The sequence below is a fragment of the Desulfovibrio sp. ZJ746 genome (genome assembly GCF_011039155.1).
Taxonomy (GTDB): domain Bacteria; phylum Desulfobacterota; class Desulfovibrionia; order Desulfovibrionales; family Desulfovibrionaceae; genus Desulfovibrio.
Genome location: NZ_JAAKEK010000001.1, coordinates 711,187 through 737,581, shown reverse-complemented (window position 1 = coordinate 737,581; position 26,395 = coordinate 711,187). Strand labels below are relative to the sequence as shown.

Annotated in this window: 18 protein-coding genes; 9 read left to right on the top strand and 9 right to left on the bottom strand. The window is 64.6% G+C overall.

The features are described from left to right. Positions 1-156: 156 nt before the first annotated feature. Complete coding sequence (locus tag G7Y54_RS03305; RefSeq protein ID WP_165077236.1) at positions 157-426, bottom strand: hypothetical protein; 270 nt, start codon at positions 424-426, stop codon at positions 157-159. 3 nt (positions 427-429) lie between these two features. Here G7Y54_RS03305 and G7Y54_RS03300 point away from each other — a divergent pair, with 3 nt between their 5' ends. Beyond that, complete coding sequence (locus G7Y54_RS03300) at positions 430-3,720, top strand: type ISP restriction/modification enzyme (protein WP_165077234.1); 3,291 nt, start codon at positions 430-432, stop codon at positions 3,718-3,720. Positions 3,721-3,742: 22 nt separating this feature from the next. Here the strand turns inward: G7Y54_RS03300 and G7Y54_RS03295 are convergent, their stop codons facing one another. The 7 genes from G7Y54_RS03295 to G7Y54_RS03270 all read right to left on the bottom strand — a co-directional run bounded on the left by G7Y54_RS03295 (position 3,743) and on the right by G7Y54_RS03270 (position 10,336). Further along, complete coding sequence (locus tag G7Y54_RS03295; protein ID WP_206214879.1) at positions 3,743-5,185, bottom strand: sodium:solute symporter family protein; 1,443 nt, start codon at positions 5,183-5,185, stop codon at positions 3,743-3,745. Continuing rightward, the gene (locus tag G7Y54_RS12720) at positions 5,185-5,319 is read right to left on the bottom strand and encodes a hypothetical protein (protein WP_277424344.1); all 135 of its coding nucleotides are present in this window, start codon (positions 5,317-5,319) and stop codon (positions 5,185-5,187) included. Before G7Y54_RS12720 ends, G7Y54_RS03295 begins: the two co-directional genes overlap by 1 nt. 57 nt (positions 5,320-5,376) lie before the next feature. Next, the gene (locus G7Y54_RS03290) at positions 5,377-5,994 is read right to left on the bottom strand and encodes a TetR/AcrR family transcriptional regulator (RefSeq protein WP_165077232.1); all 618 of its coding nucleotides are present in this window, start codon (positions 5,992-5,994) and stop codon (positions 5,377-5,379) included. 18 nt (positions 5,995-6,012) lie between these two features. Continuing rightward, the gene (locus G7Y54_RS03285) at positions 6,013-8,442 is read right to left on the bottom strand and encodes an ATP-binding protein (protein ID WP_165077230.1); all 2,430 of its coding nucleotides are present in this window, start codon (positions 8,440-8,442) and stop codon (positions 6,013-6,015) included. A 9-nt stretch (positions 8,443-8,451) separates the two neighbouring features. Then, the gene (gene hemC / locus G7Y54_RS03280) at positions 8,452-9,384 is read right to left on the bottom strand and encodes a hydroxymethylbilane synthase (RefSeq protein ID WP_165077228.1); all 933 of its coding nucleotides are present in this window, start codon (positions 9,382-9,384) and stop codon (positions 8,452-8,454) included. An 83-nt stretch (positions 9,385-9,467) separates the two neighbouring features. Next, complete coding sequence (locus G7Y54_RS03275) at positions 9,468-9,701, bottom strand: zinc ribbon domain-containing protein (protein WP_165077226.1); 234 nt, start codon at positions 9,699-9,701, stop codon at positions 9,468-9,470. A gap of 2 nt (positions 9,702-9,703) precedes the next feature. Next, complete coding sequence (locus G7Y54_RS03270) at positions 9,704-10,336, bottom strand: D-sedoheptulose 7-phosphate isomerase (protein ID WP_165077224.1); 633 nt, start codon at positions 10,334-10,336, stop codon at positions 9,704-9,706. A 137-nt stretch (positions 10,337-10,473) separates the two neighbouring features. Here G7Y54_RS03270 and G7Y54_RS03265 point away from each other — a divergent pair, with 137 nt between their 5' ends. Both G7Y54_RS03265 and gatB read left to right on the top strand, forming a co-directional pair. Next, positions 10,474-11,418, top strand: coding sequence for an NAD(+)/NADH kinase (locus tag G7Y54_RS03265; protein ID WP_165077221.1), 945 nt, complete (start codon positions 10,474-10,476; stop codon positions 11,416-11,418). Between the two features lie 3 nt (positions 11,419-11,421). After that, a complete protein-coding gene (gene gatB / locus G7Y54_RS03260; protein ID WP_165077219.1) occupies positions 11,422-12,867 on the top strand; it encodes an Asp-tRNA(Asn)/Glu-tRNA(Gln) amidotransferase subunit GatB in 1,446 nt (481 codons plus the stop codon). Between the two features lie 11 nt (positions 12,868-12,878). Here gatB and G7Y54_RS03255 read toward each other — a convergent pair whose 3' ends face one another. Continuing rightward, entirely contained in the window at positions 12,879-14,108 is a 1,230-nt protein-coding gene (locus G7Y54_RS03255; RefSeq protein ID WP_165077217.1) for a hypothetical protein, read from the bottom strand. Between the two features lie 184 nt (positions 14,109-14,292). Here G7Y54_RS03255 and G7Y54_RS03250 point away from each other — a divergent pair, with 184 nt between their 5' ends. From G7Y54_RS03250 to G7Y54_RS03225, 6 genes are all read left to right on the top strand, one after another. After that, positions 14,293-15,291, top strand: coding sequence for a PhoH family protein (locus tag G7Y54_RS03250; RefSeq protein ID WP_165077215.1), 999 nt, complete (start codon positions 14,293-14,295; stop codon positions 15,289-15,291). Then, positions 15,257-17,626 carry an HDIG domain-containing metalloprotein gene (locus G7Y54_RS03245; protein ID WP_165077212.1) on the top strand — a complete coding sequence of 790 codons (2,370 nt, stop codon included), beginning with the start codon at positions 15,257-15,259 and terminating at the stop codon, positions 17,624-17,626. Before G7Y54_RS03250 ends, G7Y54_RS03245 begins: the two co-directional genes overlap by 35 nt. 19 nt (positions 17,627-17,645) lie before the next feature. Beyond that, the gene (ybeY, locus tag G7Y54_RS03240) at positions 17,646-18,095 is read left to right on the top strand and encodes an rRNA maturation RNase YbeY (protein ID WP_241159364.1); all 450 of its coding nucleotides are present in this window, start codon (positions 17,646-17,648) and stop codon (positions 18,093-18,095) included. Further along, positions 18,092-18,862 carry a biotin--[acetyl-CoA-carboxylase] ligase gene (locus G7Y54_RS03235; RefSeq protein ID WP_165077210.1) on the top strand — a complete coding sequence of 257 codons (771 nt, stop codon included), beginning with the start codon at positions 18,092-18,094 and terminating at the stop codon, positions 18,860-18,862. Before ybeY ends, G7Y54_RS03235 begins: the two co-directional genes overlap by 4 nt. Before the next feature lie 55 nt (positions 18,863-18,917). Continuing rightward, the gene (locus G7Y54_RS03230; protein ID WP_165077208.1) at positions 18,918-22,637 is read left to right on the top strand and encodes a pyruvate carboxylase; all 3,720 of its coding nucleotides are present in this window, start codon (positions 18,918-18,920) and stop codon (positions 22,635-22,637) included. 147 nt (positions 22,638-22,784) lie between these two features. Continuing rightward, complete coding sequence (locus G7Y54_RS03225) at positions 22,785-26,354, top strand: PEP/pyruvate-binding domain-containing protein (RefSeq protein WP_165077205.1); 3,570 nt, start codon at positions 22,785-22,787, stop codon at positions 26,352-26,354. The last annotated feature ends 41 nt before the right edge of the window (positions 26,355-26,395 follow it).

Here is a 26,395-nt window from a genome sequence, read left to right as displayed (position 1 = left end):
GGTACGGCGGAGAGGCAGCCCTGTCCACATCCCCTAACCGTCCATGCAGCCGCAAAAGCCCGGTACCGAGATGCAATACCGTGATGTCAATGAGGAGGATGTGTGCCTTGTAGCGGAAAGTGCCCATAGATTGAAATCGCTGGCACACAGGCAAGATCAAATGCCGGAAAACGTGGAGAGCCGTTTTTCTTTTCCCGGGGCTTGGCGGTGCTCAAGAGACACTGCGGCCGCAAAACTAATGAAGCACGGCTGTTGTGCTGGTTTCTGTATGCCAGAAACCAGGGAAACTCCAACACGTACTTTTGCCTTCGAGTGCATAAAAAAGCAGCCACCTTCCGCAGTGCCCCGCCGCATATTGATTTGAAAAAATTGTTTTCCTGAGCTACAACCTGCTAAAAATTTTTTTTCATCTTCCTTTGGAGCCACGTCATGGCCGCCACTCTTTTTACGCTCTTGTCTGATTTCGCCGCCGGGGCCTCTTCCAAGCTGAAACTTGCCGGGGCCGGAGAGCCCGAGGACCAGCTTCGCGCCCCGCTGGAAAAATTTTTCCAGACGGCAGGCAAGATGTTTGGGATGACGGTGCTTTGTGAAGGGGAATTTCATATTCGGGACATTGGCAGGCCGGATTATGCCATTTATGCCAATGGGGTGTTGAGCGGCTATATCGAAATCAAAAAGCCTGGCAAAGGGGCTGACCCCGACCGTTACCGCAGGCATGACAAAAAACAGTGGGAGAGCTTCAGGGCCCTCCCCAATATTCTTTATACCGATGGGAATGAATGGGCTCTCTACCAGAATGGACAACGGCGGGGGGACATTATCCGTCTTTACGGGGATATTGTTGAGCTTGGAAAAAAGGCGGTGAGGGAGGGGGATGCTGTCGCCCTGGAACCGATAGTACGGGATTTTTTGACATGGGAACCTGTCGTTCCACGGGATGCAAGAAGCCTTGCCAAGCTGCTGGCACCGCTTTGCGGCCTGTTGCGCGATGAAGTTGCTGCTTTTTTGAAAAAAGAGGGCTCTCCCTTTTCCCTCCTGTACTCGGAGTGGAAAACCACCCTGTTTCCCGGCCAAAGCGCCCAACGTTTTGCGGACGCATACGCCCAAACAGTGACCTTTTCCCTGTTGCTGGCAAATGCCGAAGGTGGAAACGTGCTTGACTTGCGCGATGCCGAGAAGGCCCTTGCCGCAGGCCATGCGCTCCTCGCCAAGGCGCTGAAAATTTTTACAGACAATCTGCATGCCTGTGAATTGCCCGTTTCACTGGCCATTTTGCAGAGGATAGTGGGGGCAATCCCGCCATCCGGGGTCAAGGCGACCGACAAGGACCCCTGGCTTTATTTCTACGAAGATTTTTTGGCCGTCTACGACCCCCGGCTGCGGAAAGATTCCGGTTCCTATTATACCCCTGTGGAAGCAGTACAGGCCATGACGCGCCTGACGGCGCATATCCTCGTGGAGCGCATGGAAAAGCCGCACGGGTTTGCGGCCCCTGATGTAATGACCCTTGACCCGGCCGCGGGCACGGGAACTTTTCTCCTCAGCATCATTGCAGAAACGCTCACACCCCTGGCCGAAAAGATGGGGCCGGGAGCCGCGGCAAGCTATGCGGACACCCTTGCCAAGCACCTCTATGGGTTTGAATTGCAGGTGGGGCCCTATGCTGTGGCCCAGTTGCGGTTGACGCGCGCCCTGAAAGAATTTGGCGCACTTTTGCCGGCGGACGGCCCGCAGGTGTATTTGACCGATACCCTGGAATCCCCGGACAGTACGCCCCAGTTCCCCTCCCTGCTCTCGAGGGAGCTTTCGGAACAACATAAAAAGGCTCTTACCGTAAAAAAAGACACGCATATTTTGGTTTGCATCGGCAACCCTCCCTATGACAGGCATGAGGCTGCCGTTGGCACGAACCGCAAGGAGACGGGCGGCTGGGTGCGCTGGGGCAATGAGGATGTTGATGGCGCCTTCCGTGCCGAGACGGCCCTGCTGGAGAGCTTTGCGGCACCGGTGCGGCAGGCCGGGCACGGCACCCAACTGAAAAATCTGTACAACCAGTATGTCTATTTCTGGCGCTGGGCGCTGTGGAAAGTTTTTGAGCAGGAAAAAGGAAGCCCGGGCATCGTCACCTTCATTACGGCGTCGTCCTTCCTGGAGGGTCCGGCCTTTGCGGGAATGCGCGCGGCCATGCGGCGCCTGTGCCATGAGGTCTTTATCATCGACCTCGGCGGCGAAGGCCGGGGCTCCCGCAAGGAAGAAAACATTTTCAATATCCAGACGCCCGTCTGCATTACTCTAGCGGTCCGTCATGGGAAAAAAGATGAAAGTACGGCCGGTGTCGTCCACTATACCCGCATTGAAGGAAACAGGAAGAAAAAACTTGGTGAATTGCGAAATATCCAAGACATTTCCAGCCTGCACTGGCAAAAGTGCCCTGCAGGATGGGAAGCGAATTTTACCCTCAAAATGCTAGGGGAATATTTTTCTTTTCCCTTGTTGATGGATATTTTCCCTTGGCAACAGTCAGGTGTTCAATTCAAACGAACATGGCCCATCTCTCCTGATGTAATAACGCTTAAGGAGCGGTGGAACGAACTTCTCTTAACAAATAATCGTAGATTAGCCTTTAAAGAAACGCGTGATAGGAAAATAGATTCTCAATATAAAAAATTTTTAGGTATTGATGATATCCCTATAGGAATGCTTCCAAAGTCTCAATCAAACCCCAATCCAATAATTAGACATTATGGCTATCGTTCATTTGATTCTCAGTATTGTTTCTGTGATAATAGACTATGCGATTATTTGCGAGATGTGCTTTGGGCCACCCATAGTCCTAAACAGATATATTTTGCCACACTCTCGACCACTAAACTGTCACGCGGGCCGGCCCTCACATTGAGCGCGAATGTCCCGGATCTTGATTATTTTCGCGGATCTTACGGGGCAAAAAACATTCTTCCCCTCTACCGGGATGTCGCCGGGACGGAGCCTAATATATTGCCAAGCTTGCTGGACTTTTTGGAGACCGTCTATAAACATCCCGTCACACCCGGAGACCTGGCGGCCTATGTTTATGCGGTGCTCGCGCACAACGCCTTTACCGAAAAATTCCACCTCGAGCTTGCAAGCCGCGAAATCCGCGTACCCCTGACAAAAGATGCGGAACTTTTCCTGCGCGCCGTCGAACTGGGGCGCCGGCTCATCTGGCTGCACAGCTACGGGGAGCGGATGGCCCGGAATGGCGTGAAAAAAGGGGATATCCCCGTCGGGAGCGCCAAATGCCTGAAGGCCGTGTCCGGGGCGCCCGAGGAATACCCGGAGACCTTTTCCTACAATGAGAGCGCAAGGACCCTCATGGTGGGCACAGGGGAGTTCGCGCCGGTGAGTCCGGCGGTGTATCATTTTGAAGTTTCGGGCCTGAAGGTGGTTCAGTCGTGGCTGAACTATCGCATGAAAGAGAAATCCGGCCGCAAGTCCTCGCCACTGGACGACATCCGCCCACTGCGCTGGACGGCGGAATATACGGAAGGCTTGCTCCGCCTCCTGTGGGTACTGGAGGCCACCCTGGACACCTATCCGGCCCAGAAGGCGCTTCTGGACGAAATCCTGGCCGGGGACATGTTTACGGCTGATGAACTGCCGCCGGCGCCCGAAGCCTCACGAAAGGCGCCCGGCATCAAAAAAACGGTCCGTGTCGTGCAGAAAAGCTTGTTGTCGTGACTGCCGGCTTGCCGTGGGCAGCCTACCAGCCCTCCTTGCGGAAAGGATGCTCGGAGTGCCGGTTGCGTGCCAGATACCAGCCCACCGCCCAGCCGAGCAGCGAAAACGCGAAACCCGCGAAGAAGGGCGGGATGATGGCCGCTTTTTCCCAGAAGAGCGGCAGGATGCTGAAGCTCTTGTTGGCCGTGAGATACCAGAACATGCACACCGTGAAGCCCGCCGTGCAGCTCAGCCACGCCGCCACCGGGCAGCGCTTGCCAAAGCGCACCAGCGCCACATAGGGCACGAGAACGGTGGCGCCCACGATGCTCCAGCTTGTGGTGCAGAGCAGCGCGATGAGCTGGCCCTTGATCTGCGCGCAGCCGCCGGAGAGCAGCACGCAAAAGACGATGCCGGCAAGCCACGCCCCGCGCGAGGCCTTGCGGCCGGGCAGGTCTTCTGCGAGCGCCGACACGGCGATATGGAAGATGGCCGTGGCCGTGGAGAGCGACGCCGACACGATGGCGAGCACAAAGAGCTGGAGCCCGGCATTGGGCAGGAGCATGCGCACGAGCATGGGCATCACTTCGTCGGGCGAGCTCACTTCGGGCAAGATGAGCCGGGAGAGCGAGGCGGCGAAATAGGCGCCGCCCACGAGCAGGGTGAGCACCAGCATGGCGAGCGGGGTGATGCGGTCCACCTGCCGCGGGGAGGCGAGCGCGAAGTGCCGCTGGATCATCTGCGGCTGCGCCCATACCGCCACTGAGGTCACGATGACGAGCGAGATGATGAACCAGCCCTGCTCGCCGCCGGAAAGGCCCGCAAAACCGTTGTTGACAGCGGGCGTGGGCGGCAGCGCGGCCAGCTTTTCGATGCCGGCGGCAGGGCCCCCCACGTTCACGAACACGGCGCCCACCAGCATACAGATGCCAACCAGCATGACGAAGCCCTGCATGGCCTCGGTATAGAGCACGCCGCGCAGGCCGCCCACAAAGACGGCGAAGCCCACCAGCATGGCCACAGCCCAGATGAGTATCCACACGGGCACGGGCACGATCTGCGCGAGCAACAGCGCGGCACCCTTGATGACGGCCGAGGCGTACACCCCGAGAAAGACGGCGAACAGCACGGCCAGCGCCTTGCCGAGCGCCCGGCTCTCATGCCCCTTGGCGATGAGCTGCGTGGGCGTGCGCGCGCCGAGGGCCCGCTGGCAGACGCGGGTGGGCCACGCCATGAAACGGTAGACCATCCAGGCGCCCAGCCACACGTTGCCGGCGGCCACGAGCAGCATTTGCAGGCCGTAGGCATAGGCGAGGCCGCCGAAGCCCACGAGGGCCACGGCGGAAATATAGGTCGCCACATAGGCGAAGGCCTGGATGCCGAAGCCCACGCGGCCGGCGGTGAGCGCGTCATGGCCGCGCCCCTTGCGCGCGAGCCACACGAAGACCGCGATATAGCCGGCCCAGATGCAGATATTGAACAGCATCAGTTGCGCCCGGCCCGGTGTTTGCGGGCGACCGCCACAAGATTGTACACGGCCAGCACCAGCGCGCCCGCAAGGGAGAGCACGGCAATCCTGACTGCCATGTCGGTGAGCATGAGCGCCTTGAAGAATTCCATGCGTTCTCCTGAAGCCGGGGTTTGCGCCCTGTTTGCCGGGGCTTGCCCCGGGCGCCGTCAGTTCATGAACCGGCCCGCGCTCTCCCCGCAGGCGCGGCTCTTGATGGAGCGGGAAACAAAGGCCAGCGTTTCTTCATAGAGCCCCTGCGGGGCGTAGGGCGTGAGCACGCGCGTGCGGTTGGCCCCCACGAGGAGCGAAATGACCACCTGCGCGGTGCCGTCCGCGTCCAGCTGCACGAGGCTCCCGTCCTCCACGCCGCGCACGAGCAGCCCGGCGAGCAGTTCATGGATGCGGGCGAAGCGTGAATCCATGAGGTCACGGTCGGTCTTGGTCTTCATGTCGCTGTAGGGGGAGCAGCGCACGAGCACGAGCCAGTTGGAGTGCGGGTCGATGGAAAAATCGAGGTAGGCGCGGCAAAAGCGCATCACCGCGTCATAGCCCGTGGGCGCGCCGGCCACCGCCGTCTTGAGGTGCGAAAGAAAGTGCTCGAGCACATCCAGCCCGGAGGCGAGGAAGAGCTTTTCCTTGTTGCCGTAGTGGTGCGTCAAAAGGCCCAGGGCCACGCCGGCGCGGTCGGAGATCTTCTTGAAGGTCGTCTCCGCGTAGCCGTATTCGCCGAAAAGCTCCTTGGCGGCCTGGAGGAGGGCGGCTTTCTTGCTCGGGTTCCTGTTCATGCGGGGCCTCGCGCGGGCTCAGTTGCCTCGGCTGCGCCGAAAGGCGGTCTGGGCGTAACAGCCAAGGCGCTCCAGGCGCCGGTCCACAAGGTCATAGAGGCTCCCGGGGGTGAAGCGGCCGTTGGCGCGGCGCCTGCCCGCCGGAAGGCCGCTCAGGAGCATGAGGGCCTCTTCCATGCGGCGCACGGGGTAGATGGCGAAGCGGCCGGCCTCCACGGCTTCGAGCACTTCCGGCGAGAGCATGAGGTGGTCCACATTGTCATAGGGGATGATGACCCCCTGCGAGCCCGTGAGGCCGTGCCGCTCGCAGACCTTGAAAAAGCCCTCCACCTTGCGCGTGGCGCCGCCCACGGCCATGATTTGCCCGGAATGGCTCACCGCGCCGGTAAAGGCGAGGTCGAGCCGCATGGGCACCTCGGCCAGCGCCGAGAGCAGGGCGGCGAGCTCCGCGCCGGAGGCCGAGTCGCCCTCAATGCCGGCATAGCTCTGCTCGAAATAGAGCGAGGCCGAGAGCATGAGGGGCTTGGTGCGGGCGAAGAGGTCGGTGAGATAGCTCTTGAGGATCATCATGGCCTTGGTGTGGATGGGGCCGCCGAGGTCGGCCTCGCGCTCCAGGTCGATGATGCCGTCCTGCCCCACGCCCACGGTGCAGGAGATGCGGTGCGGCAGGCCGAACTCGTAATTGCCGTGCCAGGTCACGGAAAGGCCGTTCACCTGCCCCACGGCCGAGCCCGAGGTCTGCACCTTGATGATCTCGCGGTCATATTCCTCCATGAAGGCTTCTTCATCGAGGTTGGCGCGGTAGGTGCGGGCGGCGTACGCGTCCTCGAGGGTGGCGGCGTCGACGCTGGCGAGCCCGCGCAATTGCGCGAGCGCCGCGGCCTCGATCATGAGCTCGCGCAGGAGGGGAAAGCGGAGCGAAAGCCGGCGCTGGTCCTCGCAGAGATGCGAGCCCAGGTCCACGAGCCACGCGAGCGCGTCGCGCCCGAAGGGGGGGAGCTCCGCCTCGGCGGCGATGCGCGCGATATGGCCGAGATAGGCGCGCACATTGGGCGCCGTGCGCTCGGCCACGTCAGTCATGTGGGCCTTGATGCGGAAGAGCTTGGGAAAGCGCTCGTCGGCCATGAGCAGGCTTTCGTACAGGTCCTCGTCGCCAACGAGCACCACCTTGAGGTCAAGGGGGAGGGGCTCCGGCAGGATGCCCTTGGTGCGCATGGCCGTCTCTGGCACCTCGCCGCCGTCCTCGATGCGGGCCTGGTTGGCGCGCAAGGCCCGGAGGAGCCCTTCCCAGGCGCCGGGATGCTGGAGGATGTCCTCCATGTGCAGCACGAGGAAGCCGCCGTTGGCCTTGTGCAGGCTGCCCGCGCGGATGAGGGTGAAATCGGTGACGAGGGCGCCCATTTCCGATTCGCGTTCCACGCAGCCGAGCAGGTTGACGGCCGTGGGATTGTCTTCCACCACGATGGGCGCCCCGCCGAGATCGCCGTTGTCCACAAACAGGTTGACTTCGTAGCGGTAAAAGCAGTCCTCCGCCGGCGGCTGCCCGTGCTCTCCCTGTGCGCCCGCATCGCGCGGCAAAAAGGCCTCGGTGCTGCGCAGGATGTCCTCGCGCAGGCCATCGAAATAGGCCCGCATGACAGGCGTGGGCGAGATTTTGAGCATCCGGTCACGCAACGGGTTGAGCTCGGCGTCGAGCACCTGCTTCATGGCCTGGAGCTCCAGCTCGCGCTCGTCGTCGCGGAAGGATTCTTCCGCCTTGTTCATCTGGCGCAAAAAGCCGGCCATCTTGCCGGCGAGGCTGTCGCCGCGCCGCTTGAGGTCAAGGCGCATGGCAGTGTCGAGGCGGCCGAATTCCTCCTCGGAGAGGCGCTTGCCCTTGACGAGCGGCGAGAGGGTGAGGCCGCCGTTTTCGTCCACATCGAGGTTGAAGCCCCGGTGGGAGGCCACGTCGTTCATCTTGTGGATGAGCCCGGTGCGCACTTTCTGGAATCGCTCCATGAGCCGGTCGCGCTGGCGCGAATAGGCCGGCGTTTCAAAGCGGCGCGCCAGTTCGCGGCCAATGGCGTCTATGACATCTCTCAAGGACTCCTTGAACTTTTTGCCCTGGCCGGCGGGCAGGGAAAGCAGCACCGGCCGGTCAGGGTCCGCAAAATTCTGCACATAGACGAGATCCGGCGGCGTGGGCTTGCGGCGGGCTCGCGGCCCAAGGTAATTGAGCAGCATATAGCTGCGCCCAAGGTCGGCCTCGCCGGAAAGGTAGACATTGTAGCCCGTGGCCCGGATCTGCAGGGCGAGGTCAAGGGCCTGCATGGCACGCGGCTGGAAGGGGTCAGTGCGCGAGGCGCCCCCGCGTGGCGCAGGAATTGCCGAACTGTCCGCCCAGGGGATGCGGGCCGGGTCATAAGTGGCGTGCAGCCGCGAGGCCGGCAGGGGAGCGATGCGAGCCATGCTGTAAACTTAATGTTCTGGATAAAGTTTTTGGAGGATGTTCCGGGCGCCGCCGTCCAGCAGTTCCTGGGCCAGTGCCTCGCCGATCTGGCGGGAGTCGACGGCGTCGCCGCGCCTTTCGCCGCGCAGGATGAGGCTGCCGTCCACCTCTGCCACAAGGCCTTCGAGAACGAGGTTCTCCTCGTCCACAAAACGCGCATGGCCCGCGATGGGCACCTGGCAACCGCCGTCGAGCCCCGCGAGGAAGGCCCGCTCCGCGTCCACGCAGACGCGGGTATCCCTGTCCTCCAGGCTGGCGAGCAGGACGAGCAGGTCATAATCGTCTTCGCGGCACTCGATGCCGAGCGCCCCCTGGCCCACGGCGGGGAGCACACGCTGAGGATCCAGCGGGAACATGCAGGGCGCGCGCAGGCCGAGGCGCTGCAAGCCCGCCGTGGCGAGCACGATGGCGTCAAAGGTGCCTTCCTCCAGCTTGCGCAGACGCGTGTCCACATTGCCGCGCAGGCTCGTGATGCGAAGGTCGGGCCGGATGGCGAGCAACTGGGCCTGGCGCCTCAGGCTGCTCGTGCCCACGTGGGCGCCCGTGGGGAGCGCCTCGAGATTGGGATACTTGCAGGAGAGCAGGCAATCCGTGGCGGCTTCGCGCGGCGGCACGCAGCCGATGAGCAGCCCCTCGGGGAGCTCCATGGGCACGTCCTTGATGCTGTGTACGGCGAGGTCCGCGCGGCCGTCTATCAGGGCCTCCTCTATTTCCTTGACGAACAGGCCCTTGCCGCCCACCTTTGCCAGCGGCACGTCAAGGATGACATCGCCGCGCGTCTTGATGACGTTGAGCGAGATGGAAAGGCCCGGGTCGAGCTCTTCGAGAAGGTGCTTGACGTGGGCCGCCTGCCAGAGTGCCAGCCTGCTGCCGCGCGTGGCGATGACAAGGTGCTTGCGCATGCGTACCGCCCTGGCGGCTTTGCCGCCGCCGCCGGGACCGGCGGGGATGGTTGCGGAAAGATGGGCCGATATGCGGCGCCCGACTACTGGCCGCAGCTCGCGCAGTTGCCGCCGGAACAGCCGGCGCAGCCCCCACCGGACGCGGGGGGCGCCATGTCGAAGGACATGCCGCCGTCGCCTCTGCAGCGGGCGCAGCGCGACATGAGCTTGTGCGTTTCCGTCGAGCCGCAATAGGGGCAGGCGGGCATCTCGTCGCCGAACACCAGTTCCTCAAAGTCACGGCCGCATTTTTCGCAGCCGTATTCATAGATGGGCATGGTCAGTCCTTCAGCTTGCGGCGCGCTTCCAGCAGGGGGGCGAGCGCAGCCGCGTTCTCGAAAAGATAGTGGTCCGCCAGCTGGCAGAAAAGATGGCCGGCGGCGATGTGCAGCTCCTGCACGAGGGGCGTCCCCGCCGGGGGGGTGTCCAGCAGGAGGCGGCAAAGCCCGCGCATCCTCCCCCCGCCGGCCCCCGAAAGGCCCACGGTGATGAGCCCGCCCCGGCCCGCGGCCTCCAGCGCGCGCAACACATTGGGGCTGTTGCCCGAGGTGGAGATGGCCACCAGCATGTCGCCCGGGCGCCCCAGGGCCTCCACCTGCCGCGCGAACACTTCCTCATAGCCCATGTCGTTGCCGATGGCCGTGAGCGCCGAGGTGTCCGTGGTCAGCGCGATGGCGGGGAGCGCGGGCCGGTCCATGAGGAAGCGGTTGACGAACTCCGCCGCGAGGTGCTGCGCGTCCGCGGCGCTGCCGCCATTGCCGCAGAAGAGGAGCTTGCCACCGCCAGCTATGGCCGCCGCGGCCTCCAGCGCCGCCTCGCGCAGGGCCTCGCCGCGCAGGCGGAAAAATTCTTCGCGCAGGCGCGCGCCCTCGGCCGCGTGCCTGGCAATGATCTCGAGGGCGGCGTCGCTCATCGCTTGCATCCCGGTAAAAGGTGCACCTGCCATTTCCTGACGAACCGGCCATTTGTATGCCAAAGCGCCGGCGCTGACAAGAGCGGGCGGCCCCCGCCGGGCTTGCGGTCCGGCCCCCGATGACGTAATCAAGCCGCATGTGTTTAGGGGAACAGCCCGATGTGCTCGTCGTCTTCAAGGCGCGCCATGCCAAGGCGCGCGCCCTGGGCCTCGAGGTGGTCGCCTGGCTTGAGGCCCGGGGCTTCGGCGCGCGCCTGTGCGAGTCCGGGGGCGAAGCCGGGTGTAAGGGCGCCGCGGAGCATGCGGGGGCTGGGCTGCCGCGCCCGGCCCGCTGCGTCATCGTGCTCGGCGGCGACGGCACCATCCTCGGCGTGGCGCGCCGTTTCGCCTTCAGCGGCATTCCGCTTTTTGGCATCAATTTCGGGCGCGTGGGCTTTCTCACCACTGCCGAGCCTGCCAACTGGCAGGAACGCCTTGAAACGGCGCTGGCGCCCGAAACGCCGGTGCGCAGCTGCCTTGCCCTGCGCTGGCAGGTAATGCGCGGCGGGAGCCTTGTTGGCGAGGGCGTCGCCATCAATGACGTGGTGGTGGGCCGTGGCGCGCTCGCCCGGCTCATGGGCCTTGGCGTGACGGTGGATGGCTGCCCCATGGGCGTCCTGCGCTGCGATGGCCTCGTGTGTTGCAGCCCGGTGGGGAGCTCAGGCTACAGCGCTTCCGCGGGCGGCTCCATCATCTTCCCCGGCATGGACGCCATCGGGCTGACGCCCATCTGCCCCTGCGCGGGCGCGGTGGCGCCGCTGGTGCTCCCGGGGGTCAGCGTGTGCCGGGTGTCCGTCGGCACCTGCACCGAGGCGTGGCTCACGGTGGACGGGCAGGAGGGGCTGCCGCTCCTGGGCGGTGATGAAGTCCGTATCTCAGGTGCGCCCGACGGAGTGCGCTTTCTCGGCGGCGTGCGGTTTTTTGAAAGGTTGCGCGTCCGGGGCTTCGCCCTTGACGCCGATGGATGCGGAGAGGAGGGCGCGTGGGCGCCGCCTGCTCCACAGGTGCCGGGCGCCCCTGCGGCGCGCCGCGAAGGGGAATGACGCATGGGTGCGTACGAGGCGGTCATCGGGCTGGAGGTGCATGTCCAGCTCGCCACGGATTCCAAGCTCTTCTGCTCCTGCCCGAACAAGTTCGGCGAGGCGCCCAATACCAATGTCTGCGAGGTCTGCGCGGGCATGCCCGGGGCGCTGCCCTCGCCCAACCGGCGCGCCATTGAATATGCCGCCACCGTGGGCCTCGCCGTCAACTGCGCCATCAACCGCAGCTCGCGCTTTGCCCGCAAGAACTATTTTTATCCCGACCTCCCGGCCGGCTACCAGATCTCGCAGTTCGAGCTGCCCATTTGCGAGCACGGCTGGCTTGAGGTCGACGCCGGGGAAGGCCCGAAGCGCATCGGCATCACGCGCATCCATATGGAGAACGACGCCGGCAAGAACATCCATGCCCCGGCCGAGAACGTGAGCTATGTGGACCTGAACCGCGCGGGCACGCCCCTTGTGGAGATCGTCTCCGAGCCGGACATGCGCTCCGCGGCGGAGGCCGTGGCCTATCTCAAGGCCCTGCACGGCATCGTCACCTACCTCGGCGTGAGCGACGGCAACATGGAGGAGGGGAGCTTCCGCTGCGACGCCAATGTGTCAATCCGGCCCGTGGGCGAGGCGCGGCTCGGCACGCGCACCGAGCTCAAGAACCTCAATTCCTTCCGCAATGTGCAGCGGGCCATCGAGTTCGAGATCGCGCGGCAGGAGGACATCCTTGAGGATGGGGGCAGCGTGGTGCAGGAAACGCGGCTCTATGACGCGGGGAAAAACGTCACCCTCGCCATGCGCGGCAAGGAGGAGGCGCAGGATTACCGCTACTTCCCCGACCCGGACCTCTTGCCCGTGGTCATCGATGAAGAGGAGCTCGCCGCTTGGAAGGCGGCCCTCCCCGAGCTCCCGCGCGAGCGGGCGCGCCGCTTCGTGGAGATGACGGGCCTGCCCGCGGCGGAAGTGGAGGTGCTGGTCCAGGGCAAGGGTCTTGCCGACTTTTTTGAGAAGGCCTGCGCCGGCGCCGAGCCACGCAAGGTGGCCGGCCTTATCCTCGGGCCGCTGTTGCGCGAATGCAATGCGCGCAACCTCGCGCCATCGCCCGAAAAATGCCCGGATGTCTGGAAGATGACGGCGGAAGGGCTCGCGGCGCTCGCGCGCGTCATCGACGATGGACTCATCAGCGCCAAGATAGCCGCCGACATCTTTGGCGAGCTCTTTACGAGCGGCGTCATGGCGGACGCCTATGTGAAGGAAAAAGGGCTCGCGCAGATCTCGGACACGGGCGAGCTCGCAGGGGCGGTGGACGGCGTCATCGCGGCCAACCCGGCCGAGGCTGAAGCCTATCGGGGCGGCAAGACCAAGCTCATGAGCTTCTTCGTGGGACAGGTGATGCGCGCGACGAAAGGCAAGGCCAATCCGGCGCTCGTCAACCAGCTGCTCGCCAAGAAGCTCTCCTGAGCCGGGCTCCCTTAGACGCTGAGGTTGAGGCCGGAGAGTACGGAGAGATTGCCGCCGGAATAGGCGCCGAAATAGGAGCTCGCGCTGCCGGAATCTGCCCACCAGGAGGCCATGGACTCGATCTGGATGCGCTTGCGCATGTCGGAGGGTGCGAGCTGCATGGCCTTGCGGGCGTCGTCGATGCCGGAAAGCGTCTCAATCTGGCGGTATTTTTTGACGAGCTCCGGGTTTTCGTCAAAGAAGCGCTGCACCTTGTCGCGGTCGGGGTGGTCACTGACCACGGTGAGGCTGCCGTCGTCGCCGATTTGGATGGAAAAGTTGATATTGGGGTCGATGCCCAGGCTGTCGAGGCCGCTGGCGAGCTTCTTGCCGGCGGCGCTGTTCTGGTCGAGCACGGACTGGATATCGTTGACGGCCGCATTACTGACGCTGACCTGAAGGCTGCCTTCCGCGCCCAGGCGCAGGCTCATCGCGGAAGTGTCCACATTCTGTTTTTCCAGCTCCTTCTTCAGGGCGTCTGCCAGTTCGGGATTGTCCTCCAGCCACTGATTGATGGACGCCCCCGCATCCGGGGTGCCCTTTACCGCGAGCTTGCCCTCGGTGTCGAAGCCGAATTCCAGCGGCGTATCGAGCGACACGCCGAGCTTGGAGAGCCCCGCGCGCAGGTCTTTCGTGAGCTCCGCCTTGCCGTCCAGCGCGGACTGGATGCTCGCGGCCGTGGTGTTGATAACGCTCATGCGGCCTGTGGAGCTCAGGCGGAACTGCACGGGCGTTTCCGCATCCACGCCGGCCTCCCCAAGGGCCGCGCGCAAGTCCTTGCCCAAGGCCGGGTTGGCGTCGAGCCACGCCTGCGCGGCCTTGCGGTCGTTGGCGTTGGCGCCGATGGCGGAGAGATTGCCGTCCTTGCCGAGCTCAAAGCTGAGGCCCGAGAGGTCGCTGATGCCCGACTGGGCGAGGCCGTCCTTCACCGCCTGGCTGAACTCGCTCTGGAGTTGTTCGCGATAGCGGGTGATCTGGCTGAAGGTGACGCGGCTGTTGGAGCCGACGCCCATGGCGTCCATGGCATACTTGGTGAGCTCCACCATGCTCGAGATCTGGTTCGTCATGGACGCGCCGCTGAAAAGGGAGCTCACGCTGTTGGCCGCTGAGCTCTTGGCCGTCTCGGAGCCGGTGCTTTTCAGTTGCTGGCCCTGCCACTGGAACAGGACGTCGCGGTAGTTGCCGATGCCGGAAATGCTCATGGGGACTCCAGGAAATATTTGCCGCCCAAGTGCCGGAGGGGGGCGAAAAAGCCGTTCCGGCGACGCGCGCGGGGATTCGCCCGGATTTATGCACATATCATGCCATGTCGTCACATTGGCTGCGGCCCATGCCGCGTGAGGCCAATGATGGACAGCAGGGCGGAAATAGGCTACATCCCGTCACATGCCTGAGTATCCCTCTGTGCCGGAGCTCGTGGAATTTGACGATCCCGCGCTCGCCAACCTGCTGTTCGGGCCGCGCAACGCGCATCTCGACATGCTGGCCAAAGAGAGCGGCGCGCACATCACGAGCCGCGGCGCCAGCGTTCTTGTGGAGAGCGACGACCCTGACGTGCGCCGCGCCCTCTGCCAGGTCTTCGTCCAGCTCTATGCGCTCCTGCGCGGTGGCCTCGTGCTGGGCGAGCAGGACATCACGCGCGCCTATGCCATGGTCCGCAACGACCCGGGCCTCAACCTGGGCGCCGTGTTCCGCGACGCCGTCTTCGTGAGCACCCCCCGCAAGACGGTCACGGCCCGCAATGTGGCGCAGAAGGCCTATCTCGAGGCTCTGCGCGCCAACGAACTCGTTTTTGCCGTGGGGCCGGCCGGCACCGGCAAGACCTATCTCGCCGTGGCCATGGCCCTTTCCATGCTCCAGCGGCACCGCGTCAAGCGCATCGTGCTGACGAGGCCGGCGGTCGAGGCCGGCGAAAGGCTCGGCTTTTTGCCCGGCGACCTTGCGGAAAAGGTCAACCCGTACCTCAGGCCGCTCTATGACGCGCTATACGACATGACGCCGCAGCCCAAGGTGGCGGCCATGCTTGAAAGCGGCGTCATCGAGATCGCCCCGCTGGCCTTCATGCGCGGGCGCACGCTCAACGACGCCTTCATCATCCTTGACGAGGCCCAGAACACCACCCGCGAACAGATGAAGATGTTCCTCACGCGTATGGGCTTCGGCTCGCGCATGGTGGTCACGGGCGACGCCACCCAGATAGACCTTCCCGCGCAGCCCGGCGCGGACAGGCCGCGTTCCGGCCTCGTGCACGCCCTGGGCCTTCTGCAGCAAGTCCCCGGCCTTGCCATCCACCGTTTCAGCAAGGCGGACGTGGTGCGTCATCCTTTAGTCGGAGCCATTGTCAGCGCCTATGACGAAGCAGAAAAAGCCGCCCCGCCCGTCTAGCACACTGGCGCTCATCCGCGCGCTCAAGGCGCGCCACAAGTGCGGCTGGGGCATCTGGGCCCTCATCGGCTGCCTGCTCTTCCTCTCGCTCCTGGCGGGCGCCAATTTCGAGACCTCCCACCGGCTGTATGTGGCCGGGCAGGTGGCGGAAAGCGATGTCATCGCCGACCGCGACCTCCTCGTGGAGGACAGCCAGGCCACCAAGGCCCGCCGCAAGCAGGTGCTCTCGCTCCAGCCGCCGGTCTATGACCTGAGCATGGAGCCCTATACCCAGTTCCAGAACCGCATCCTCGACATCTTGAGGGCGCTCAACAGCGGCCCCGACCACCGCACTTCGCCGGAGCTCCAGCGCCTCGTCGAGGAAGTGACGGCCCCCGTGGCGGACGAGGTGCTGCCCGAGCTCTCGCGCCGGGACGTGCAGACCTATCTTTTGAAAAAACTCCTGCCCCAGATCCGCGAACAGCTCGCCGAGGGGCTCGTGTGGGACATCCGCGCGGCCCGCGTGGGGCATTCGGGCATCATCCTCCGCAATCTGGACGCCAACACCGAGGCTCTGCGGCCGGATGTGCGCTCCCTCCCGGATGCCCAGTCCTTCCTCGCCGAGATCTCGGCCCAGCTTCGGGAAGTGCCCGAGCTCAACCCGCAGTCGCGCCGGGCCATCAACATCCTCCTCTCGGCCACCATGCCGGCTTCGCTCACCCTCAACCGCGAGGCCACGCAAAAGCGCGGCGCGGACGTGGTGGCCTCGGTGGCGCCGGTCTATTACCAGATCCAGAAGGGCGAGCTCGTCATGCGCCGGGGCGAGCGCGCGAGCCGTGAGCAGCAGATCAAGATGCAGGCGCTCTACAATTCCGCGGCTGACCCCATGCGCTGGGAGACGGCGGCGGGCGCCTTTCTCTGCTCGCTTTTGCTCGCCATCGGCTTCTTCGTGGCTCCGAGCGGCCGCCCGGGCACGCCGCTGCGCAAGAAGGACATGCTGCTCATTTCCCTTGTGCTCCTGCTTTTTGGGGTGGGCGCCAAGTGCGTCTGGCTGCTTGGCCTGCGCCTCGACAGCCCGAGCCTGCTCAACGCCTTTGCGCTCGCCTATCCCGTGGCCGGCGCCGTGGGCCTCGTGGCCATGGTCTTCGCGGCGCGCCGCTACTGCACCATGGGCCTGTTGCTCGCGTTCTTCTGCATGCTCATGTTTCAGGAGAGCTTTGCGTTTTTCATCTATTATTTCCTCGGCGGCATGCTCGCCACATGGCTCGTGACGAGCGCCCAGAACCGCCAGGACGTGGTCTGGAGCGTGGTGCCGCTCTCGCTCGGGCTGCTCATCGTCTGGGCGGGCATGGCCCTGCTTGCGCAGACGGCGCCCGTGCAGATGCCCGTCCAGATGATCGCGGTGCTCATAAGCTCGCTGCTCTCGCTCATCCTGCTCTTTGCCGTGAGCCCGGTGCTGGAGCTCGCCTTCGGCTACAGCACGCGCTTCCGCCTCATGGAGCTCATGAGCCTCGAGCAGCCGCTCATGCAGGAGATCATGGTCACCATCCCCGGCACCTACCACCACTCGCTGGTGGTGGCCAACATGGTGGAGGCCGGGGCCAAGGCCATCGGCGCCAACAGCCTGCTCTGCAAGGTGGCGGCCCTGTATCACGACGCGGGCAAGCTCACCTATCCCGACTATTTCATCGAAAACCAGTTCGGCGCGCCCAACAAGCACGACAAGCTGGCGCCCTCCATGAGCGCGCTCGTGCTTCTCTCGCATGTCAAGAAGGGCACCGAGCTTGCGGAGCGCTACAATCTCGGCCTCGAGATCTGCGACATCATCCGCCAGCACCACGGCACGCGCCTCATGCGCTATTTTTACCAGAAAGCCCTTGATCTCGGCGAAAAGCCGCAAGAAGCGGATTTCAGCTATCCGGGCCCGCGCCCGCAGACCAAGGAAGCCGCCATCCTCATGCTGGCCGACTCCGTGGAGGCGAGCAGCCGCACCCTCACCGACCCGACCCCGGCCCGCATCAAGAGCCATATCGACGCCATCATCAAGGGCATCTTCGCCGAGGGGCAGCTCGACGAATCCGAGCTCACCTTCAAGGATCTGCACTACCTGAGCGAGAATTTCCAGCGCATCCTGACCGGCATCTTCCATCAGCGCATCACCTACCCGGACGCCAAGAAGCCCGCGCAGGACGGCGCCCGCAAGCCCGAAGCGCCCAAGGAGGGGAAGCACGCCCCGGCCGGGGAGGGCGCCCGCCCCGCCAATGGCCGCGAGGCCCAGAAACAGCCGGAAGCGGCCGCGCCCACGCCTCCGCGCGAGTCGCCGTCCATGATCGGGGACGAGCCCATTGCGCTCTGACCCCGGGGCGCTTGCGGAAGTGGGGGGCAGCGGACAGGATCCCCAGCCCGCGGTCTTCTGCCGGCATGGCGGCGCCATCTGGCGTTCGCCACTGGCGAGGCGCGAGTTGCGGGGGGCGCTTTGGGCCATGTGCGCCGCGGCGGCTGCCCACGGGCGCCCGCTTGCGGGCGTCGAGCTCTATCTCGTCACCGATGCGGCCATGGCCCGCGCCAATATGCGGCACATGGGCTGCACAGGGCCGACCAACGTGCTCTCCTTCCCTGGTGGCGACGCCATGCCGGGGACGCTCCTGCTTTCGCTGGACACCCTTGACCGGGAATGCCTGCTCTACGGGCAGGAGCCCAGCGAACACCTCTTGCGCCTGCTGGCGCACGGCATGGGCCATCTTGCCGGGCTCGACCACGGGCCCGGTATGGACGCGCTCTGTGCCGCCCTCACGGAGGCGGCGGAAGCCGCGACCGCGCCATGAACGGGGCGACACGACCCGAAGCCCGAGACCGGCCCCGGCCGGAAATCTTTGCCTTCGCCGAGGTATCGTCCGCGCTCGACACGGCCATGGAACTGGCCTCCGATGGCCGGCTCGGCATCTGGGCAAGCGTGCTTGCGGCCAGCCAGACAGCGGGCCGCGGCCAGTTGCGGCGCCACTGGTCTTCGCCACCGGGCAATATCTATGCGGCCCTCAGGCTCCCGGTGTCGCCCCCCTTCGACGACGGCGCGGCCGCGGCGGCGGTGGGCCTGCTCGCGGCGGAAGCGCTGGCGGCGCTCGGCTGGCAGGTACGCATCAAGTGGCCCAATGATTTGGTTCTCATCGGCGGGGACACACCGCGCAAGGTGGCCGGTATCCTGCTAGAGGAGCGGGCTGGCGTCCTTTTGGCGGGCATTGGCGTCAACGTGCTTTCGCATCCGCCGGTGGACGCCCTGCGGGCCGAAGCGGCCCTTGCGGCCACATCGCTTGCCGAAAGCCGCAAGGGCGCCCCGGTGCCGCCGGCGCCCGGGTTGTGGACGCGCCTTGTAAGTCACATGCTTTCCGCGTACATTGACGCGCGCATTTTTGCCCGCACGTGGCGCGGGCGCGCCGAGGCGCTCCTCCTCTGGCGGGGGAGAACGGTGACGGTCACGGACGGCCAAGCGGTGCTGAATGGCCGGCTGGCCGGACTATGGCCCTCGGGGGCCTTACGCCTGGAAACGGAGCAGGGCGCGATGGAGTGTACGGGCGGCAGCCTGCGGCCCGCGTGAGCGCGGCGCAGCCAAACAAATCAAGGCCGGCCCGCAAGGAAACAGAGGGAAAGGGATGGGCAGAAAAACATTCGCCGATGTGCAGGAATTTCTCAAGGGCAAGGTCATACTCGTGGCAAACCGGGGCATCCCGGCCCGGCGTATCTGCCGCTCCATCCGCGAACGTTTTGACGCCGTCGCCGCCATGACCGCCACCGACGTGGACAAGACCGCGCCGGCCGCGGCCACCGCGCAGGAGCTCATCCTTCTCGGGGACGAGCCCCGCGCCTACCTCGACATCGACGCCATCATCGACAAGGCCAAGCGCCGCGGGGTGGTGGGCATCCACCCGGGCTGGGGCTTCGCCTCGGAGGACACGCGCTTTCCCCAGCGCTGCAAGGAAGCCGGCATCACCTTCATCGGCGCCACCGCCGAGGCCATGAACCTTTTGGGCAACAAGGTGCAGGCGCGCGCCGTGGCGCGCAAGCTGGGCATCCCCGTGGTCCCGGGCTCGGACGGCGCGGTGGACATCGCCACTGCCCGCCAGCTCATCAAGGAGATCGGGCTTCCCATCATGCTCAAGGCCGAGGGCGGCGGCGGGGGCCGCGGCATATTCGCCATCCACAACGAGGCCGAGCTGGAGGACGCCTTTTTCAAGGCTTCCTCCATGGCCCAGGCCTCCTTCGGCAACCCCCGCCTCTTTGTGGAGAAATTCCTCGCAGACGTTCGCCATATCGAGATCCAGGTCATCGCCGACATGTACGGCAATGTCTTCGCCTTTGACGAACGCGACTGCACGGTGCAGCGCAACCACCAGAAACTCATCGAGATCACGCCCTCGCCGTGGCCGGGGGTGACGCCGGAGCTGCGCGAACGCCTGAAAGACTACGCCCGCCGCCTGGTGCGGGACGTGGGTTACCATTCGCTCGCCACGGTGGAATTTCTCATCACGCCTGACGGCGAGCCCTATCTTATCGAGGTCAACACCCGCCTTCAGGTGGAGCACGGCATTACCGAATGCCGTTACGGCATCGACCTCGTGGAGGAGCAGATCGCCGTGGCCTTCGGCGCGGAGCTGCGCTATCGCGAGTCCGAGCTTCTGCCCACCTACAGCGCCATGCAGGTGCGCATCAACTGCGAGAACCCGCAGGACAATTTCGCGCCCAATTCTGGCCTCATCTCCCGCTATGTGTCGCCCGGCGGCCCGGGCGTGCGCCTCGACTCCAACATCAGCGCGGGTTACGAGTTCCCGGCCAACTACGATTCCGCGGGCTCGCTGCTCATCGCCTTTTCCCATGACTGGGAAAAGACGCTCGGCATCATGGACCGCGCCCTCAGCGAATATGTCATCGGCGGCATCAAGACGACCATCCCCTTCTTCCGCAAGGTCATCAAGCAACCTGAATTCCGCCGCGGGCGGATCAACACCAACTTCATCGCCGACCACCCCGAGCTCATGCTCTATACCGACCTCGCGCCGGAAGGGGAGCGGCTCGCGAGGCTCGTGGCCGAGATCTCGGCCAAGGGCTACAACCCGTATGTCCAGCTCGGCGAATACCGCTCCATCACGACGCCGGCCCTCGGGCCCTTCGCGCCGGTGCTGCCGCCCATCAGCCCCTCGGTGCGGCGCCGGCCCTCGCCCTATCCGCATGGCGACCGGCTGGCCACCCTCGACTATATCCGCGACTCGGATTACATCCACTTCACGGACACCACGCCGCGCGACTTCACGCAATCCAATTCCGGCAACCGCTTCCGCCTCGCCGAAGACCGCCTCATCGGCCCCTATCTTGACAACGTGGGCTATTTCTCCATCGAGAACGGCGGCGGCGCGCACTTCCATGTGGCCATGCTCGGCAACATGACCTACCCCTTCACCGAAGCGCGGGAGTGGAACCAGTTCGCGCCCAAGACCTTCAAGCAGCTCCTCGTGCGCTCCACCAACGTGCTCGGCTACACGCCGCAGCCGCGCAACCTCATGCGCGCCACCGGCGAGATGATCTGCGACTGTTACCAGGTGGTGCGCTGCTTCGACTTCCTCAACCATGTGGAGAACATGCGGCCGCTCGCCGAGGTGGTGCTCTCGCGCAAGGATGTCATCTTCGAGCCGGCCGTTTCCCTCTCGTGGACCAAGGGCTTCGACGTGCCGCACTATCTCGATGTGGCGCGCGCCATGATCGACATGTCGGCGGACATCATGGGCGTGGACCAGAGGGTGGCGTCGCGCAACATCATCCTCGGCCTCAAGGACATGGCCGGCGTGTGCCCGCCGAGGTTCATGACCGAGCTCGTCACGGCCCTGCGCAAGGAATGGCCCGACCTCGTCCTGCATTACCACCGCCACTATACAGACGGCCTCTTCGTGCCGGCCGTGGGCGCCGCGGCCAAGGCGGGCGCGCATATCCTCGACGTGGGGCTGGGCGCTGCCGTGCGCTCCTACGGGCAGGGCGACGTGCTGTCCACCATGGCCTATCTGGAGGACGAACTGGGCCTCAAGTGCCACCTGAACAAGGAGGCCATCCGCGACGCCAACTTCGTCTGCAAGCAGATCATGCCCTATTATGACCGTTATTGCGCGCCGTACTTTCAGGGCATCGACCACGACGTGACCCTGCACGGCATGCCGGGCGGCGCCACCTCCTCCTCGCAGGAGGGCGCCATGAAGCAGGGCTACATCCACCTTCTGCCCTACATGCTCAAGTTCCTGGAGGGCAGCCGGCAGATCGTGCGCTACCACGATGTGACGCCGGGCTCGCAGATCACGTGGAACACGGCCTTTCTGGCCGTGACCGGCGCGTGGAAGCGCGGCGGAGAGGAGGAGGTGCGCTATCTCCTCGAAGTGCTCGGCGAGGTGACGCGCACGCCGGAGGACGAGCTCTCGCCCGAGATGCGGCGGGCGCGCCTCTCCATCTATCAGGACTGCAACGACGCCTTCCGCAACCTGCTTTTGGGCAAGTTCGGTAAGCTCCCCCTGGGCTTTCCCGCGGACTGGGTCTATGAAAGCGCCTTCGGCGCGGACTGGAAGGCCGCCATCGCCGCCAGGACGGAAGCCTCGCCGCTGGAGTCGCTGGAAGACACCAATCTCGCCGCCGAAGAGCGGGCCTGCGCCGAGATCCTCAAGCGGCCGCCCAATGCGGAAGAGTTCATCCTTTACTTGAACCATCCCGCGGACGCGCTCAAGACCATCCAGTTCCGCGCCAAGTATGGCGACCCCAACAATTTGCCGCTCGATGTGTGGTTTGAGGGCATGAAGGTGGGGCAGGACCTCAACTTCACGGATACGAGCGGCAAGCCGCACCACCTGCTTTTGCTCAGCATTTCGCGGCCCAATGATGCGGGCATGGCCATCTGCCGCTACGTGCTCGACTCGGAATTCATGAGCTGCGAGGTGCAGGTGGCCGAGCCCGCCGCCCAGAAGGGGCAGGGCGTACCCATGGCCGACCCCAACGACCCCTATGAGGTGGCTTCGCCGAGCAACGGCGACCTGTGGGTCATGTATGTGCACCCGGGCGATGTGGTGAAGACCGGAGAGGAGCTCTTCAACGTCTCCATCATGAAGCAGGAGAAGGCGGTGCTCGCGCCGGTGGACGGCATCGTGAAACGCGTGCTCAAGACGGCGGACTTCAAGGAGAGCAAGCAGATGGTCTCGGTGCACGAGGGCGAGCTCATCGTGGAACTGGGCCCCGTGCCGCGCCTCTGCCCCAATGAGGCCTGCGGCCAGCCCATCCCGGCGGAGTCCATGCGCTTCTGCCCCTCCTGCGGCACCGCGCTCGCCACAGAGGAGGCCGGCAATTGAACATGAAGGCGCCCGCCCGAAAAGGCGGGCGCTTTTAGCAGAAGCTCCGGGAAAGCCCCGGGCAACCCCGGGTTTTTGTGGACAGTTCGTCCATGGGCGTATATCCTTGGTGCTATCTCCAGCGAGTTTTCCAACACGGAGGAAGTCATGGCCAAGACTGCCAAAGCCACGCATTCCAAGTCCAAAACCAGTTCCAACGAAGCGGTTGAAAAAAAGCTCGTCCTCACCGGCGCCGACATCGTTGGGCTCGGCCCGGATGCTGAACTCCTTGTTGGCGGCAAAAACTACAATACGGCCCTCATCAGCCAGATAGACGGCATCCAGGCGCCGCATTTCCGCGCCATCTCGTCCCTCGCGTTCCACCGCCTGCTCGACGAGACCAAGGTGAATGGCCGCATCGTCCGCGCCGTGGTGGACAAGGAATACGGCCGCATCGACTGGCTGGACCCGGAGATCAACGGCGACCCCGATTTCCTGCAGAAATTCGTGCGCCAGCTCGGCAAGCAGGCCCATGACGCGGCCAAGGCCTCCGGCGAGGAGGCGCACACCAAGCTGCGCACCTTCATCAACAATATCGTCGAGGGCTTCGCCACGTCGCCCGAAGGCATCGACCAGCTCCGCAAGCGCTCGGTGCTCGTGCAGGCCGCCATCCTTTCCGTGGACCTGCCGCCCGAGGTCGACGAAGCCGTGCGCGGCGCCTACAAGGCCATCTGCGAGGAAAACGGCGACGACATGACGCCTGTCGCCGTGCGCTCGTCCGCCGCCGGCGAGGACTCGCGCAAGAAAGCCTTTGCCGGCCTGCAGGACACCTATCTCAACATGGTCGGCCCCGACCATGTGGTGGAGGCCTACCACTGGGACTGCGCCTCGGCCTATAATCTCCGCTCCATGACCTATCGCCGCGAGGCCATCCTGGACGCCCTCGCCAAGGCCGAGGAAACGGGCGACGACGCAATCGCCGAGACGGCCAAGAAAGAGTGGGCCATTGAAAACACGTCCCTCTCCGTCTGCATGATGCAGATGATCAACCCGGTCATTTCCGGCACGGCCTTCTCCGCGGACACGGCCACCGGCTGCCGCGGCACCAACCGCAAGGATCTCGTCAGCATCGACGCGAGCTACGGCCTCGGCGAGGCCGTGGTCGGCGGCAAGGTGACGCCCGACAAGCTCTATGTCTTCCAGCGGGACGACGGCAGCGAGGTGGTTATCCGCCAGATGGGCTGCAAGGACATGAAGATCGTCTATGACGAGAAGGGCGGCACGCGCGAGGTGCCCGTGCCCGAGCTGGAAGCCCTGCGCTGGGCCCTGTCGCTGAGCCAGGCCGAGCGCGTGGCCAAGGGCGTGCGCGCCGTGAGCCGCGCCTATGGCGGCATGATCATGGACACGGAATTCTGCATCGACGCCAACGACAAGCTCTGGTTCGTGCAGGCGCGGCCCGAGACCCGCTGGAACGAGGAGCTCGAGCTGCACCCCACCACCATCTTCATGCGCCGCATGGAGGTGGACCCCAAGGCGGCGGCGCAGGCCGAGATTTTGGTGGAGGGCAATGGCGCCTCCCGTGGCGCCGGGCAGGGCACCGTGCGCTTTTTGCGCTCCGCCCTTGAGCTCAACAAGGTCAACAAGGGCGACGTGCTCGCCGCCGAGCGCACCGACCCGGACATGGTGCCCGGCATGCGCGTGGCCTCGGCCATCATGGCCGATGTGGGCGGCGACACGAGCCACGCGGCCATCACCTCCCGCGAGCTCGGCATCGCGGCGGTCATCGGCATCCAGCGGGTGGAAGTGCTCCGCGCGCTGGACGGCTCCGAAGTGACGGTGGACGGCACGCGCGGCCGCGTCTATCGCGGGCTTCTGCCCCTGCACCAGGTGGGCGGCGAGATGGACATCGCGCTTTTGCCCGTCACCAAGACCAAGGTGGGCCTCGTGCTCGCCGATGTGGGGCAGGCGCTCTTCCTCTCGCGGCTGCGCGACTATCCGCAGTTCGAGGTCGGCCTTTTGCGCGCCGAATTCATGCTCGGCAATATCGGCATCCACCCGCAGGCGCTGGAAGCCTTTGACAACGGCGAGCTCGACGTGGTGGTCTCCGCCAAGCTCAAGGAGCTGGAAAACCGCCTCTCCAAGATCCTGCGCGAGCAGATGGCCGCCGGGCTCATCGTCTTCAATTTCAACCTTCGCGAATATGTGGGCGAGATTACCGGCCTTTCCGCGCAGCTCAACGCGCTTGCCGAGACGGACAAGAACCTCACCCCGGACGAGATCCTGCTCCAGCACCGCAAGATGCGCGAGCTCGACCACAAGCTCGACCAGCATATGGAAATGGCCTCGCGCCGCATCGAGGTGCTCAAGACCTCGGCCAACCTGGCCGACCATGTGCGCATCATCATGGGCTATGACGACGAGCTGGCCCTGCTTTCGCCCTCCGACCCGGAGGCGCCCAAGCGCGCCGCCGAGATCGAGGCCAGCGTGGAGGCGCATATCGAGCGCGTCAGGGAGCTCCCGAGCGTGGTGCGCGTGCTTGAGAATATCCGCCACCTGCGCGAGGAGGTGAGCCTGCGCTCCGGCCTCAAGAAGGAGATGGACGACATCCGCAACCTGCCCGAAAAGATCCGCGCCATCATCAAGTCGCGCGGCTTCCGCACCGGCAAGGAGCACTACGTCCAGACGCTCGCGCAGAACCTGGCGCTCTTCGCCATGGCCTTCTACGGCAAGCCCATCACCTACCGCACCACGGACTTCAAGAGCAACGAATACCGCAATCTCTTGGGCGGCAACCTCTTCGAGCATCAGGAAGCCAACCCCATGCTCGGCTACCGGGGCGTTTCGCGCAATATCCATGACTGGGAGATCGAGGCCTTCAAGCTGGCGCGCGGCGTCTATGGCGGAAGCAACCTGCGCATCATGCTGCCCTTCGTGCGCACGCTGGAGGAAGGCCGCTCCATGCGCTGCTATCTCGAGCAGGTGCACAAGCTCAAGAGCGGGCAGGACGGCCTCAAGATCATCCTCATGTCCGAGCTCCCCTCCAACGCCATCCTCGCCAAGCAGTTCATCAGCGAGTTTGACGGCTTCTCCATCGGCTCCAACGACATGACCCAGATGGTGCTCGCCACAGACCGCGACAACTCGCGCCTTTCGCACATCTATGACGAGGAAGACCCTGCCGTTGTGTGGGCCATCCTTGTCAGCATCTTCACCGGGCAGAAGTATTGCAAGAAGGTGGGCTTCTGCGGCCAGGGCGTGTCCAACAGCGTCATTTTGCGCGGGCTCGTGGCGATTGCCGGCATCACGTCGGCCTCGGTGGTGCCCGACACCTATTACCAGACCGTGTTCGACATCAACACGGTGGAGGAAGAGAAGATCCCGACCTCGGAGCTCGGCAAGTGGCTCACGCGGCAGCACCACAAGCGCCTTTCCGAGCTCATGGAAAATTCGGGCTACGGGCACATCCTCAAGAAGTACACCGAGCCGCAGGACATCCAGGAGTGGTACGAGGGCGAGCTGCAGCGGCGCCATGAACAGTTGCGCGAGCACCTTGACACGCCCAAGGAAGACTTTTACCGCTCCGAGCTGCAAAACTTCCGCGCCACCTTCCACAAGCCGGTCATCTACGCGACGTGGAGCTGGGAAGACACGGTGCTCGACGCCCTGCACCAGGCCGGCTTCAAGGACTTTGAGGAGCAGGCCAAGGCCATGGCCAAGGCGCGCGAAATCGAGGCCTGACGGCACTCGACCCACCTGAAACACAAAGGCCCCGTTCGCAA

What these genes read in the sequence shown, in the direction of transcription:
- G7Y54_RS03300 (WP_165077234.1), top strand. Translation starts at nt 430, where the DNA reads ATGGCCGCCACTCTTTTTACGCTCTTGTCTGATTTCGCCGCCGGGGCC.
- G7Y54_RS03295 (WP_206214879.1), bottom strand. Translation starts at nt 5,185, where the DNA reads ATGCTGTTCAATATCTGCATCTGGGCCGGCTATATCGCGGTCTTCGTG.
- G7Y54_RS12720 (WP_277424344.1), bottom strand. Translation starts at nt 5,319, where the DNA reads ATGGAATTCTTCAAGGCGCTCATGCTCACCGACATGGCAGTCAGGATT.
- G7Y54_RS03290 (WP_165077232.1), bottom strand. Translation starts at nt 5,994, where the DNA reads ATGAACAGGAACCCGAGCAAGAAAGCCGCCCTCCTCCAGGCCGCCAAG.
- G7Y54_RS03285 (WP_165077230.1), bottom strand. Translation starts at nt 8,442, where the DNA reads ATGGCTCGCATCGCTCCCCTGCCGGCCTCGCGGCTGCACGCCACTTAT.
- hemC (WP_165077228.1), bottom strand. Translation starts at nt 9,384, where the DNA reads ATGCGCAAGCACCTTGTCATCGCCACGCGCGGCAGCAGGCTGGCACTC.
- G7Y54_RS03275 (WP_165077226.1), bottom strand. Translation starts at nt 9,701, where the DNA reads ATGCCCATCTATGAATACGGCTGCGAAAAATGCGGCCGTGACTTTGAG.
- G7Y54_RS03270 (WP_165077224.1), bottom strand. Translation starts at nt 10,336, where the DNA reads ATGAGCGACGCCGCCCTCGAGATCATTGCCAGGCACGCGGCCGAGGGC.
- G7Y54_RS03265 (WP_165077221.1), top strand. Translation starts at nt 10,474, where the DNA reads ATGTGTTTAGGGGAACAGCCCGATGTGCTCGTCGTCTTCAAGGCGCGC.
- gatB (WP_165077219.1), top strand. Translation starts at nt 11,422, where the DNA reads ATGGGTGCGTACGAGGCGGTCATCGGGCTGGAGGTGCATGTCCAGCTC.
- G7Y54_RS03255 (WP_165077217.1), bottom strand. Translation starts at nt 14,108, where the DNA reads ATGAGCATTTCCGGCATCGGCAACTACCGCGACGTCCTGTTCCAGTGG.
- G7Y54_RS03250 (WP_165077215.1), top strand. Translation starts at nt 14,293, where the DNA reads ATGCCTGAGTATCCCTCTGTGCCGGAGCTCGTGGAATTTGACGATCCC.
- G7Y54_RS03245 (WP_165077212.1), top strand. Translation starts at nt 15,257, where the DNA reads ATGACGAAGCAGAAAAAGCCGCCCCGCCCGTCTAGCACACTGGCGCTC.
- G7Y54_RS03235 (WP_165077210.1), top strand. Translation starts at nt 18,092, where the DNA reads ATGAACGGGGCGACACGACCCGAAGCCCGAGACCGGCCCCGGCCGGAA.
- G7Y54_RS03230 (WP_165077208.1), top strand. Translation starts at nt 18,918, where the DNA reads ATGGGCAGAAAAACATTCGCCGATGTGCAGGAATTTCTCAAGGGCAAG.
- G7Y54_RS03225 (WP_165077205.1), top strand. Translation starts at nt 22,785, where the DNA reads ATGGCCAAGACTGCCAAAGCCACGCATTCCAAGTCCAAAACCAGTTCC.